This is a genomic window from Pseudomonas sp. KU26590, assembly GCF_026153515.1.
GTDB lineage: Bacteria > Pseudomonadota > Gammaproteobacteria > Pseudomonadales > Pseudomonadaceae > Aquipseudomonas.
The window spans coordinates 3,834,190-3,847,494 of record NZ_CP110644.1 but is presented as its reverse complement, the minus strand read 5'-3'; the positions used below and the strand labels follow the sequence as shown (position 1 = coordinate 3,847,494).

13 protein-coding genes are annotated in these 13,305 nt (G+C 62.4%); 8 read left to right on the top strand and 5 right to left on the bottom strand.

What is annotated here, in order from left to right:
• The first annotated feature begins 8 nt into the window (after positions 1-8).
• From OKW98_RS16905 to OKW98_RS16875, 7 genes are all read left to right on the top strand, one after another.
• On the top strand, positions 9-671 hold the full coding sequence (locus OKW98_RS16905) for an amino acid ABC transporter permease (RefSeq protein ID WP_265385799.1): 663 nt from the start codon (positions 9-11) through the stop codon (positions 669-671).
• A gap of 12 nt (positions 672-683) precedes the next feature.
• Positions 684-1,346 carry an amino acid ABC transporter permease gene (locus OKW98_RS16900; protein WP_265385798.1) on the top strand — a complete coding sequence of 221 codons (663 nt, stop codon included), beginning with the start codon at positions 684-686 and terminating at the stop codon, positions 1,344-1,346.
• Entirely contained in the window at positions 1,343-2,134 is a 792-nt protein-coding gene (locus OKW98_RS16895; RefSeq protein ID WP_265385797.1) for an amino acid ABC transporter ATP-binding protein, read from the top strand. Before OKW98_RS16900 ends, OKW98_RS16895 begins: the two co-directional genes overlap by 4 nt.
• A gap of 24 nt (positions 2,135-2,158) precedes the next feature.
• Positions 2,159-2,548 (top strand): RidA family protein, encoded by a 390-nt coding sequence (locus OKW98_RS16890; RefSeq protein ID WP_237254455.1) that lies wholly within the window; start codon positions 2,159-2,161, stop codon positions 2,546-2,548.
• Between the two features lie 192 nt (positions 2,549-2,740).
• Positions 2,741-3,505 (top strand): IclR family transcriptional regulator, encoded by a 765-nt coding sequence (locus tag OKW98_RS16885; RefSeq protein WP_265389755.1) that lies wholly within the window; start codon positions 2,741-2,743, stop codon positions 3,503-3,505.
• Between the two features lie 57 nt (positions 3,506-3,562).
• Positions 3,563-4,768, top strand: coding sequence for an amino acid deaminase (locus OKW98_RS16880; protein ID WP_265385796.1), 1,206 nt, complete (start codon positions 3,563-3,565; stop codon positions 4,766-4,768).
• Between the two features lie 12 nt (positions 4,769-4,780).
• A complete protein-coding gene (locus OKW98_RS16875) occupies positions 4,781-5,722 on the top strand; it encodes a sugar kinase (RefSeq protein WP_265385795.1) in 942 nt (313 codons plus the stop codon).
• Between the two features lie 169 nt (positions 5,723-5,891).
• Here the strand turns inward: OKW98_RS16875 and OKW98_RS16870 are convergent, their stop codons facing one another.
• Positions 5,892-6,167 carry a peptidylprolyl isomerase gene (locus tag OKW98_RS16870; protein ID WP_265385794.1) on the bottom strand — a complete coding sequence of 92 codons (276 nt, stop codon included), beginning with the start codon at positions 6,165-6,167 and terminating at the stop codon, positions 5,892-5,894.
• A gap of 280 nt (positions 6,168-6,447) precedes the next feature.
• On the opposite strand from OKW98_RS16870, the gene OKW98_RS16865 reads away from it, so the two are divergent.
• Complete coding sequence (locus OKW98_RS16865) at positions 6,448-7,614, top strand: PilT/PilU family type 4a pilus ATPase (RefSeq protein WP_265385793.1); 1,167 nt, start codon at positions 6,448-6,450, stop codon at positions 7,612-7,614.
• Between the two features lie 198 nt (positions 7,615-7,812).
• Here OKW98_RS16865 and OKW98_RS16860 read toward each other — a convergent pair whose 3' ends face one another.
• The 4 genes from OKW98_RS16860 to OKW98_RS16845 all read right to left on the bottom strand — a co-directional run bounded on the left by OKW98_RS16860 (position 7,813) and on the right by OKW98_RS16845 (position 13,305).
• Entirely contained in the window at positions 7,813-8,583 is a 771-nt protein-coding gene (locus tag OKW98_RS16860; protein WP_265385792.1) for a 3-hydroxybutyrate dehydrogenase, read from the bottom strand.
• A gap of 10 nt (positions 8,584-8,593) precedes the next feature.
• Complete coding sequence (locus tag OKW98_RS16855) at positions 8,594-9,985, bottom strand: GntP family permease (RefSeq protein ID WP_265385791.1); 1,392 nt, start codon at positions 9,983-9,985, stop codon at positions 8,594-8,596.
• Positions 9,986-10,242: 257 nt separating this feature from the next.
• A complete protein-coding gene (locus OKW98_RS16850) occupies positions 10,243-11,658 on the bottom strand; it encodes a sigma-54 interaction domain-containing protein (protein WP_265385790.1) in 1,416 nt (471 codons plus the stop codon).
• 63 nt (positions 11,659-11,721) lie between these two features.
• Complete coding sequence (locus OKW98_RS16845) at positions 11,722-13,305, bottom strand: ABC transporter ATP-binding protein (RefSeq protein ID WP_265385789.1); 1,584 nt, start codon at positions 13,303-13,305, stop codon at positions 11,722-11,724.

The following is a 13,305-nucleotide window of genomic DNA, read 5'->3' as shown; positions in this document are numbered from 1 at the left end:
TGCTGACCATGAATTATCAGCTGAATTTTGCAGCGGTCTGGCGGGATTTCCCCAGTCTGCTGGCGGGGCTTGGGCTAGGCCTGGAACTGGCCCTGATCTCCATCGCCATCGGATGCGTCATCGGCATGCTGGCGGCGTTCGCGATGCTGTCGCGCTACCGGGCTTTGCGCATCGTGGCGTCGATTTACGTCACCGTCGTGCGCAACACGCCGATTCTGGTGCTGATCCTGTTGATCTACTTCGCCTTGCCCGGCCTGGGCATTCGTCTGGACAAGATCCCGTCGTTCATCGTCACCCTGTCGCTGTATGCCGGGGCCTACCTGACCGAAGTGTTCCGCGCAGGGCTGTTGAGCATTCACAAGGGCCAGCGCGAAGCGGGCCTGGCCATTGGCCTCGGCGAATGGCAGGTGCGCGCGTACATCGTCGTCCCGGTGATGTTGCGCAACGTGCTGCCGGCGCTGTCGAACAACTTTATTTCGCTGTTCAAGGACACGTCGCTGGCCGCCGCCATCGCGGTGCCGGAACTGACCTATTACGCGCGCAAGATCAACGTCGAGAGCTACCGGGTGATTGAAACCTGGCTGGTGACCACGGCGCTGTACGTCGCAGCCTGTTACCTCATTGCCATGCTGCTGCGTTACCTCGAGCAGCGCCTGGCGATTCGCCGCTAGGAGGCCCGGACCATGTACGAACAACCCAGTTGGTTGCATGAATTGTGGATCGCCCGGGAGGCGCTGTGGGCTGGGTTTCTCACCAGCGTGCAGTGCGCGGGCCTGGCGATCGTGTTCGGGACGGTGATCGGCGTGTTTGCCGGTCTGATCCTGACCTATGGCAAATGGTGGGCGCGCCTGCCGTTTCGCACCTACGTCGATCTGATTCGCGGCACGCCCGTGTTTGTCCTGGTGCTGGCCTGCTTCTATATGGCGCCGGCGCTGGGCTGGCAGATCGGCGCGTTCCAGGCCGGTGCGCTGGGGCTGACGCTGTTTTGCGGCTCCCACGTCGCCGAGATCGTGCGCGGTGCCTTGCAGGCCATCCCGCGCGGGCAACTGGAAGCCGGCAAGGCCATCGGCCTGACGTTCGGCCAGTCCCTCAGTTACGTGCTGTTGCCTCAAGCGTTACGGCAGATATTGCCGACCTGGGTCAATTCGTCGACGGAGATCGTCAAGGCCTCGACCCTGCTCTCGGTGATCGGCGTGGCCGAGCTGCTGCTCAGCACCCAGCAGGTCATCGCGCGCAACTTCATGACCCTGGAGTTTTACCTGTTCGCCGGCTTTCTCTTCTTCGTCATCAACTACGCCATCGAGCTTCTTGGGCGGCAAATCGAAAAACGGGTGGCCTTGCCATGACACAGACTCAAACTGCACCTGCCGCCCCGGCTCTGTTGAGCATCGAAGGGCTGCACAAATCCTATGGCCCGGTCGAAGTGCTCAAGGGCGTCGACCTGAAGATGAACAAAGGCGACGTGGTCACGCTGATCGGCTCCAGCGGCTCGGGCAAAACCACGCTGCTGCGGTGCGTCAATCTGCTGGAAGAGTTTCAGGGCGGGCACATTCGCCTGGAAGGGCAGGACATCGGCTACAGCGACGTCAGCGGCAAGCGCGTGCGTCATCCGGAGAAGCTGATTGCCCAGCACCGAGCGATGACCGGCATGGCGTTTCAGCAGTTCAACCTGTTCCCGCACCTGACCGCTCTGCAGAACGTCACCCTCGGCTTGCTCAAAGTGAAGAAGCTGCCCAAGGATCAAGCCATTGCCCTGGCGGAAAAGTGGCTGGAGCGCGTCGGCCTGCTGGAGCGGCGCAATCACTTTCCCGGCCAGTTGTCCGGCGGCCAGCAGCAGCGGGTGGCGATTGCCCGCGCCATTGCCATGAACCCGAGCCTGATGCTGTTCGACGAGGTCACGTCGGCGCTCGATCCGGAGCTGGTCGGCGAGGTGCTCAGCGTGATCAAGGGCCTGGCGGAAGAGGGCATGACCATGTTGCTGGTGACCCACGAAATGCGCTTCGCCTACGAGGTGTCCGATCAGATCGTGTTCATGAATCAGGGCCGCATCGAAGAGCAGGGCCCGCCCAAGGCATTATTCGAACAACCCAAGTCAGCGCGTCTGGCTGAATTCCTCAAGAACATTCGTTTTTAAGACGCTCACTCAAAGGAGATTTTCATGAGCATTACTCGTTACGGTGCCGGCAGTACCGCAGGTGGCGGCCAGCCACGTCCATTCGCCCGTGCGGTCGAAGCCGATGGCTGGCTGCATGTGTCGGGGCAAGTGCCGGCTGAAAACGGTGAGATCATCAACGGCGGGATCGTCGAGCAGACCCACAAGACCATGCAGAACCTGGTGGCGATCCTGACCGAGGCCGGTTACGGCCTGGAAGACGTGGTGCGCGTCGGCGTGTGGCTGGAAGACCCGCGTGATTTCTGGAGCTTCAACAAGGTCTTCGGCGAGTATTTCTCCCCGGAACACGCACCAGCCCGCGCCTGCGTGCAGGCCAACATGATGGTCGACTGCAAGGTCGAGATTGATTGCATTGCGTACAAGAAGAAGGCGTAAGTAAGGTCAGGCACGCATCCTTGTAGGAGCGCGCTTGCCCGCGATTGCGGTGGGTCTGCAAACGAATTATTGCCTGACCCACGGCAATCGTCCGGATGCGGCCCAGACCAAGCGCGCTCCTACAGTTAGTGTCTTGCTAGTAAATTGCGTGCCTTACTTCAGGAAACAGCCGCCTCAATGGACAACGTCACCATGACCGAAGACACCATCAAACGCCGGGCCCGTGGTTTAGACCGAGCGTTCGATATTCTCGATTTCCTCAAGGAAACCGGTACGCCGTTGCGGCCTAACGAGATCGCCAGCGGCATCTGCAGCCCCAAATCGACGGTCTATGAACTGGTCAGTTCGCTGCTGGAACGGCGCATCCTCGAGACCGTCGGCAAGGACGGCCACGTGTATCTGGGCCGGCAGTTGTACTTCCTCGGGCAGGCGCATCTGCGCCATTTCGACTTCACCCGCGAGGCCGAAGTCAGCCTGGGTGAGATCGTCGAGCAGACCCGGGAAACCGCGCAGATGTGCCTGCTCAATGGTCGCAAATACACCGTCGCGCTGATGAAAGAGGGCGCGCGGCATTTCCGTATTTCATCCGATATCGGCGAGGACGCCCCAATCCCGTGGACGGCCTCCGGGCGTCTGCTGCTCGGGCACCTCACCGATCAGGCGATCATCGACCTGATCGACGACGAGGACTTCATCCTCCCGGACGGCAAGCGCCTGCCGATCGAGACGTTTCTGGCCGAGATCCGCAAGGCTCACGACGACGGCTTCTTTTCCTTCGACAGCATCGCCGACACCTTCACCCACTGCTTTGCCGCACCCGTGCGGGACAAACAGGGTATCTGCATCGCGACTTTGTGCATCGTCGCCCCGCGCGCCGACGCCACCGCCCATTACGCGCATTACCGCCGCGTGTTGATCGACAGCGCCAACGGTCTGGCCCGGCGCGTCATCGAATAGCGTCGCCGAACGTGTATACGCGTAAGGCACACGAACAAAAAATTCAGGAGAACAGAGATGAGCATTGCCGCGATTGAAAAGGGCGCCACGCAACCCGGCGACCACCTGGTGCGCGACGTCAGCCTGCCCGCGCTGGTCATCCACGACACGGCGCTGGAGCACAACCTGCGCTGGATGCAGAAGTTCGTCAGCGACAGCGGCGCGGAGCTCGCTCCCCACGGCAAGACCAGCATGGTCCCGGCGTTGTTTCTGCGGCAGTTGCAGCACGGCGCATGGGGCATGACCCTCGCCACGGCGGTGCAGACCCGTGCGGCCTATGCCCATGGCGTGCGCCGGATACTGATGGCCAACCAGTTGGTCGGCGCGCCGAACATGACGATCATTGCCGAGATGCTCACTGACGGGATGTTCGACTTTCACTGCATGGTCGATCACCCGGACAACGTCAAGGCGCTGGGGGAGTTCTTCGCCGCTAAGGGCCTGACCCTCAATGTGATGATCGAGTACGGCGTGGTCGGTGGACGCTGCGGCTGCCGCAGTGAAGCCGAAGTCATGTCTCTGGCCGACGCGATTGCTGCACAACCGGCGCTGAAGCTGACCGGCATTGAGGGCTACGAAGGCGTGATCCATGGCGACCAGGCGGTGAGCGGCATTCGCGCGTTTGCCACGTCGCTGGTACGACTGGCCGTGACGCTGCAGGACAAGGGCGCCTTTGCGCTGGATCGCCCGATCGTTACGGCTTCGGGCTCGGCGTGGTACGACCTGATCGCTGAAGAATTCGACAAGCAGCAGGTGCGCGAGCGCTTCCTGAGCGTGCTGCGTCCCGGCAGTTACGTGGTCCACGACCACGGCATCTACAAAGACGCGCAGTGCTGCGTGCTCGACCGCCGTCACGACCTGAGCGAGGGACTGCGCCCGGCGATGGAAGTCTGGGCCCACGTGCAGTCGATGCCGGAGCCGGGTTTTGCGGTGATCGCCATGGGCAAGCGTGATGTGGCCTTCGATGCCGGTATGCCGAACCCGATCAAGCGGTATGCGCCAGGCGTAGTGCCCGCGAGTGGCGAGGACGTGAGCGCCTGCAAAGTCACTGCCGTTATGGACCAACACGCGTTCATGACCGTGGCGCCAGGATGCGAGTTGAAGGTCGGCGATATCATTTCGTTCGGCACCTCGCACCCGTGCCTGACCTTCGACAAATGGCGCACGGGGTGCCTGGTCGGCGATGATCTGTGCGTCATCGAATCCTTCGATACCTGCTTCTGACAGGAGTCTGCAATGAGTGAAATGGTCAGTCACAGCTACCCGCGCGTCGCGCTGATCGGCGAATGCATGATCGAGTTGCAACAGCACGCCAACGGCACGCTCAAGCAGAGCTTCGGCGGCGACACGCTGAACACTGCGGTGTACCTGTCGCGCCTGCTGGGTTCGGCGGCGCAGGTGGATTACGTCACGGCGCTGGGCGACGACAGTTTCAGCGACGCCATGTGCCAGGTCTGGAAGGATGAGGGCATTGGTCTGAGTCGGGTGCAGCGCTTGCCGGGGCGGCTGCCGGGTCTGTATTGCATTCAGACCGATGCCAGCGGCGAGCGGCGCTTCCTGTACTGGCGCAACGAGGCGGCGGTGCGCGAATGCTTCACCACCCCGGCGGCCGAGCCGGTGCTGGCCGCGCTGCCGGAGTACGACGTGCTGTATTTCAGCGGCATCACCCTGGCGGTGCTGGGTGAGGTGGGCAGGGCGCGGCTGTTGTCGACCCTTGGCGACGCCCGCGACCGCGGCGCGCGGGTGGTGTTCGACAACAATTACCGGCCGCGCCTGTGGCGCAGTGTCGAGCAGGCCCGCCAGGCGTATCGCGCGGTCATGCACGAAGTGGATCTGGCCCTGTTGACCGAGGAGGACGAGCAGGCGCTGTTCGACTACACCGACAGCGAGCAGATTTTGCAGACCTATCGGGACATGGGCGTGAGTGAGGTGGTGGTCAAACGCGGTGCCCAGAGCTGTCTCGTCAGTGTCGACGCCCGGAGTTATGAAGTGCCTGCCCACGCCGTGCAGAAAGTCATCGACACCACGGCGGCGGGGGATTCGTTCAGCGCAGCCTATCTGGCGCGGCGTCTGCGCGGGGGCAGTCCAAAAGATGCGGCCGATGCCGGGCATCGGTTGGCGAGCCTGGTGATTCAACACCCCGGGGCGTTGATACCGCGGAGTGTGATGCCGGCCTGAAGTAGCTCATTGTGCCCACGCTTACTCTGTGGGACCGGCTTTAGCCGGGAAGGCGTCAGGTGTCACACCGCGAAATCGAGGGTGTGCATTCGGGCCTCTTCCCGGCTAAAGCCGGTCCTACTAATCCAAGGGGCCAGTGTGACCCCCACAAAATTGCAGAGACAGCCCCTCAATCCCGATAAAAGACCTGCACCAAGTGATACCCGAACTTGCTCTTGACCGGGCCATGCACAACCCGCAGCGGTTTTTTGAAGATCACCTGATCAATCGCGCCGACCATCTGGCCCGGCCGCACCTCACCCAGATCACCGCCGCGCTTGCCGCTCGGGCAGGTCGAGTACTTCTTTGCCAGCACGTCGAACGCCTCGCCCTTGGCAATGCGCTGCTTCAGTTGCTCGGCGTCTTCAGCGGTCTTGACCAGAATGTGGCGGGCTTGAGCTTTCATGATGAACCGGACGTCTCGATAAAAAAGCCGCGCATTATGCCTTTGCTGCGCGATTTGGGGTAATTTCCCACACCTTGACCGGACGAACGTGTGAATCGGCGCTCAGACAGGCCTGACCCGGCTAGTCAGGAAGCCCTGACCCGGCTAGTCAAACAGCCGCGACCCGGCTATTCAAACAGCCGGGACCCGGGCAGTTAAATAGCCCGAACATTGAAACCGGCCGAAGGTCCACACACTGTAGGCCTGTAGTCTCCTCAAACCTCTTGTGCGGTGTTGCCTTATGGATTTTCCGGCGTTGTTGAAGGTGCTTGCCACCCAGGATGGATCGGACCTTTACCTGTCCACCGGCGCGCCCCCCTGCGCCAAGTTCAATGGCGTGCTCAAACCGCTGGGCACTGAAGCGTTCAAGCCCGGCGACGTCGGCCTGATCGCCAACGCCATCATGGACGCCGAGCAGCGCATGGATTTCGAACGCGATCTGGAAATGAACCTGGCGTTTTCCCTGTCCGGTGTCGGGCGATTCCGCATCAACATCTTCAAGCAGCGCAACGAAGTGTCCATCGTGGCGCGTAACATCAAGCTCGACATCCCCAAATTCGAAGACCTGCACCTGCCGCCGATCCTGCTCGACGTGATCATGGAAAAGCACGGCCTGGTGCTGTTCGTCGGCGCCACCGGTTCGGGTAAGTCGACCTCGCTCGCCGCACTGATCGACCACCGCAACCGCCACGCCAGCGGCCACATCATCACCATCGAAGACCCGGTGGAGTTCATCCACAAACACAAGCGCTCGATCATCAATCAGCGCGAAGTGGGCGTCGATACGCGCAGCTTCCACGCGGCGCTGAAGAACACCCTGCGTCAGGCACCGGACGTGATCCTGATCGGCGAGATCCGCGACCGCGAGACCATGGAGCACGCGCTGGCGTTTGCCGACACCGGTCACCTGGCGATCTCGACGCTGCACGCCAACAACGCCAACCAGGCGCTGGACCGCATCATCAACTTCTTCCCGGAAGAGCGGCGCCCGCAGTTGCTCCATGACCTGGGCAACAACCTCAAGGCGTTCGTCTCGCAGCGGCTGGTCAAGACCACCGACGGCAAGCGCCGCGCGGCAGTGGAGGTGATGCTGGGCACGCCGACCATTCGCGATTTGATTCACCGCAACGAGCTGACCGAGCTCAAGGGCATCATGGAGAAGTCCACCAATCTGGGCATGCAGACCTTCGACAACGCGCTGTATGACTTGGCGGTGGAGGGCGCGATCACCGAAGAAGAAGCCCTGAAGAACGCCGACTCGGCCAACAACGTGCGCCTGCGGTTAAAATTGCACAGCGAGGACGGGCCATCGACCATCGCCACCGCGCCACGCGCGCCCCAGCCCGCTGCGCAGGTGAACGTGAAGGATTGGGGGCTGGTGGACGAGCGGGACGAGCGGGGGAGTTGAAAGATAAGCCTCGCTGCCTGCTGCGGGGTTAGTGAAAGACCGCGCACGATCCGTAGGAGCCGGCTTGCTGGCGAACGCGGTGGGTCATTCACATTTTCGTATCTGACACACCCAGTTCGCCAGCAAGCCGGCTCCTACAGACCATGCATTCAGCCAGCAACCGCCTGTGCCTTGGAGACATTCGACAGAGCATTGCGCCTACCGCGCCAGCCACCCGCCGTCGATATTCCACGCCGCACCGCGCACTTGCGCGCCCGCTTCGCTGCACAGAAACAGGGCTAATTCCCCCAGCTGCGAAGGCGTCACGAACTCCAGCGACGGCTGCTTCTCCGCCAGCAAGTCATGTTTTGCCTGTTCCAGGTCGCCCGTCTCGGCGGCGCGATCATCAATCTGCTTCTGCACCAGCGGCGTCAGCACCCAGCCCGGGCAAATGGCGTTGCAGGTGATGTGACTGGCTGCTGTCTCCAGGCCGACCACCTTCGTCAGGCCGATAACGCCGTGCTTGGCCGCCACATACGCCGCCTTGCCGGTCGAACCCACCAGGCCATGCACCGAGGCAATGTTCACGATGCGCCCCCAGCCCTTAGCCCGCATGCCCGGCAGGCACAGCCGCGTGCTGTGGAACACCGACGACAGGTTGATGGCGATGATCTTGTCCCAGCTCTCCACCGGGAAATCCTCCACCGCGTCGACGTGCTGAATCCCCGCGTTGTTGACCAAGATGTCGACGCCGCCGAATTCGCGCTCGGCATAGGCAATCATGTCGGCAATCTGCGCGACATCGCTGACGTCCGCCGGGTGGTGGCCGACCTTGCCGCCGTACTGCTTGACCTGCTCGATCACCGCCGACGCATCGCCGAACCCGTTGAGCACCAGATTGGCGCCGGCCTTGGCCAGCGTTATCGCGATGCCCAGGCCGATGCCGCTGGTGGAGCCGGTGACCAGTGCGGTTTTGCCTTGCAGACTCATGTTCAATTCCTCATACGATGCCGGTTGCATAGAAGACGCCGATCACCACAAACACCGCCAGTGTCTTGATGATCGTGATGCCGAAGATGTCCTTGTAGGCCTCACGGTGGGTCAGCCCGGTGACCGCCAGCAGGGTGATGACCGCGCCGTTGTGCGGCAGCGTGTCCATGCCGCCGCTGGCCATGGCCGCGACGCGGTGCAACACCTCCAGCGGAATGTTCGCCGCGTGGGCCGCCGCGATAAAGCTGTCGGACATCGCCGCCAGGGCAATGCTCATGCCCCCGGACGCCGAGCCGGTGATCCCGGCGAGCAGGGTCACGGTAATCGCTTCGTTGACCAGCGGATTGGGAATGCTCTTCAGTCCGTCGGCCAGCACGAGGAATCCGGGCAACGACGCAATCACGGCACCAAAACCGTATTCCGACGCCGTGTTCATCGCCGCCAACAGCGCGCCGCCGACCGCCCCCTTGCTGCCCTCGGCCAGCTTCGATTTGACGGTGCTGAAGGCGAACAGCAGTACAAAGACAATGCCGACCAGCAGTGCCGCCTCGACCGCCCAGATCGCGGTGATCTTGGCGATGTCGGTCTGCACCGGTGTCGCCATGCCCGGCAGCGCCAGGGTGTGGGTCTTGCCATACCACTGCGGAATCCACTGGGTAAACAGCAGGTTCATGACCCCCACCAGCAACAGCGGCGCCAGGGCGACCCACGGGTTGGGCAGTGCGATATCGGCCGGGGTGTCAGGCTCGTTGCGCAGCTCGGTGCCATAGCCTTCGCCCGCACGTTGAGCCCGGTTGCGCTGGCGTTGCAGAAACAGCATGCCGGCGCTGAAGACGAACGCCGTGCCGATCAGACCCAGCCACGGCGCAGCCCACGCCGTGGTGTTGAAGAAGGTCGAGGGGATAATGTTCTGGATTTGCGGGGTGCCCGGCAGGGCGTCCATGGTGAACGAGAACGCGCCAAGGGCGATGGTCGCGGGAATCAGCCGCTTGGGAATGTTGCTCTGGCGGAACATCTCGGCGGCAAACGGGTAGACCGCAAACACCACCACGAACAGCGACACGCCGCCATAGGTCAGCAGCGCGCAGACCAGCACGATCACCAGCATCGCCTGGCGGGTGCCGAGCAGGCGAATGGCAGCCGCCACGATGGAGCGCGAGAACCCCGACAGCTCGATCAGCTTGCCGAACACGGCGCCGAGCAAAAACACCGGGAAGTAGAGTTTGACGAAGCCGACCATCTTGTCCATGAACACGCCGGTGAAGGCGGGCGCCACGGCAGAGGGGTCGGTGAGCAGCACGGCGCCGAGCGCCGCAATGGGGGCAAAGAGGATGACGCTGTAACCCCGGTACGCAGCCAGCATCAGCAGCGTAAGGGCCGCTAAAGCGATGATCACACTCATCGAGTGTCTCCTGTTGTTTTTGTTTTGGGTGCGGCGAGGCCGCGCAACAGGAGGTATAGCTACTTTCATGCCATTACGCTAAGTGGCTGAATTTGAAACGATTTACGCGATGGCGTTAGGGCGCGGCGTCAGATATGTCCAGAAAACGAGACCGCTACTGTGCAAGCGAGAGCGTGAAAAACCAATTGCCCCGGATTGCGACAGCTCTAGATCGGGATACCTGGCAATCAGTCCGGAATCGTAGACAAACAGTCTCGCTATTGAGACTCAGCGATCCCCAGCGCGGCCATCTTTTTGTACAGCGTCGAACGCCCCAACCCCAACTGCCGAGCCGCGAGAATCACGTTACCCGCGCACTGCGCCAGCTTCGCCTGAATCAGCTCCCGGTCGAAATGCTGCCGCGCCTCGCTGTAGGTTTGATCATTGGACGCTGACCAACCCGGTACCGGCGGACTGGCCACCGGCACCAGCGTGCCGATGGCGGCGCGAATGTCGTTGGGGTTGAGCTGCAGATCGTCGCTGAGCAGCGCCGCACGCTCGAGCACGTTGCGCAGCTCGCGAATGTTGCCCGGCCAGGCATGTTGAGCGAGGGCCACCAAGGAACCGGACGCCAGTTCGTGATGGCTGTGAAGGTCCTCGAGAATCGCTTCGGCCAGCGCCGGAATATCATCCAGACGCTCGCGCAATGGCGGTACTTTTATGGGCAATACACTCAACCGGTAATACAGGTCGGCGCGAAACTCGCCACGCTTGATCGCCGCTTCGAGGTCGGTGGAGGTCGCGGCAATCACGCGCACATCGCTCTTGATCAGTTCGTTGGAGCCTACCGGCTCGTATTCCTTTTCTTGCAGCACCCGCAGCAATTTGCTCTGCAGCGGCAAAGGCATGTCGCCGATTTCGTCGAGAAACAGCGTGCCGCCCTCGGCCAGGTGCAGTTTGCCCTGGCGCCCCTTGCGGTCGGCGCCGGTAAACGCGCCAGGGGCGGTGCCGAAGAACTCCGCCTCCAGCAACGCCTCGGGAATCGCCGCACTGTTGATGCTGACGAAGGGTTTGTGCGCCCGTGGCGAGCTGTTGTGCACGGCGTGGGCGAGCAGCTCCTTGCCGGTGCCGGTCTCGCCGAGCAGCAGCACCGGAGAATCGGTGTTGGCGCTGCGGCGCGCTCGGCGTTTCACTTCGAGGCTCGCGGCACTGGTGCCGATGAAATGGGCAAAGCTGTATTTGGCCTGACGGGCGCGCAGCAGCGAGCGGGTCGAAGCCAGCTCCTGCTGCATGCTCGAATAGCGCTTGAGCAGCGGCGACAGCGCGTGCAGCTCGTCGAACAGGGCAAAGCCGATGGCGCCGATCACCGCGCCGCCGTCGTCATGAATCGGCAGGCGCATGACCACCAGCGGGTCCTTCGCCGTGTCCATCATGTCCAGCAGAATCGGCTGGCCGTTGCTCGCCACCTGGCGCAGAAGGCTGCCCGGAATTACCTGTTCACACGGCTGACCGACCGCGCGGCTCGGGTCTTCCAGGCCAAAGCGGCGGGCGTAGCGCTCGTTGATCCAGACGATGCGCGCATCGCGGTCGACGATCACCGTGCCTTCGCTGGACTGCTCGATGATCTCGAAGAGCGAACGGATCGCCAGTCGCCGAACGCGCCGGTAATCCTTCAGGCTTTCAGTGTCTTTCATCTGCGGTTCCATCCATCCTGTTCCTCGGCATCTGGCCGCACAGACTACTGGTTGGGACGAGCTTCAGTTGAAACCGGGGTGCGCCGCCGCCAGCAATTCCCGGGTGTAGGGGTGCTGCGGCGCATCGAACACATCGTGGCTCGCGCCGCGCTCGACCACTTTGCCGTCCTTGACCACGATCAGGTCATGGGCCAGCGCCTTGACCACGGCCAGGTCATGGCTGATGAACAGGTAAGTCAGGCCGTGCCGTTCCTGCAATTGACGCAACAGCGCGACGACCTGTTTCTGCACGGTGCGATCCAGGGCAGAGGTCGGTTCGTCGAGCAATATCAAGGCAGGTTTGAGCACAAGGGCGCGGGCAATGGCGATACGTTGCCGCTGCCCACCGGAAAATTCATGGGGGTAACGGTGCCGGCTCGACGGGTCGATGCCGACTTCCTCCAGCGCACGAATCACTTCGGCCTCACAGCTGGCCTTGTCCAGGTCGCTGTGAACTTCCAGGCCCTCGCTCATGATCTGTGCCACCGACATGCGCGGGCTGAGGCTGCCGTAAGGGTCCTGAAAAACCACCTGCATCTGCTTGCGCCACGGGCGCATCTGCTTCTGATTCAGGCTGTCCAGCGCGTGACCCTTGAAGCGGATACTGCCACGCGATTCCAGCAAGCGCAGGATGGCCTGACCAAGTGTCGACTTGCCCGAGCCGGATTCGCCAACGATGCCCAGGGTTTTGCCGCGCTCGATGCTCAGGCTGATGTCATCGACGGCTTTCAGGTATTCGTGGTGCCGGTTGAAAATCCCGCCGCCGAGGGAGAACCAGACCCGCAGGTTATCGACCTCCAGCACCTTCTCGCGGGTGTCGCGGGGCAACGGCTCGCCGGCCGGTTCCGCGTCCAGCAGCAAGCGGCTGTAAGGGTGTTGCGGGTTTTTGAACAGCGACTGGCAATTGGACTGCTCGACGATTTCCCCGGCGCGCATGACGCACACCCGCTGGGCAATGCTGTGCACCAGATTGAGGTCGTGGCTGATCAGCAACAGCGACATGTTCAGCCGTTGCTGCAGCTGTTTGAGCAGCAGCAGGATCTTGCGCTGCACGGTCACATCCAGGGCCGTGGTTGGCTCATCGGCAATCAGCAGTTCCGGCTCGCAGGCCAGCGCCATGGCGATCATCACCCGCTGGCGCTGGCCGCCGGACAACTCGTGGGGGTAGGCCTTCAGGCGCTTTTTCGGGTGCTGAATGCCGACCAGCTCCAGCAGCTCAATGATCCGCGCCTGAGCCGCCTTGCCTGCCATGCCCTTGTGCAGCAGCAAGGTCTCGCCGATTTGCCGGGACACCGTGTGCAGCGGGTTCAGCGAGGTCATCGGCTCCTGAAAGATCATCGCGATCTGATTGCCCCGGAGTTCGCGCATGACGTTGCCATCGGCGCCGAGCAACTCCTTGCCGCGATAACGAATGCTGCCAGTGCTCAGCGTGCCCGCCTGGGGCAGCAGTTGCAGGATCGAATGCGCGGTCACCGATTTGCCCGAGCCGGACTCGCCAACCAATGCCAGGCACTCACCGGCCGGGATGTCCAGGCTCAAGTGCTTGACCACGGTGTGGCCGTTGAACGACACCGAGAGGTCGCGGATTTCGATCAGGTTTTCGGACAT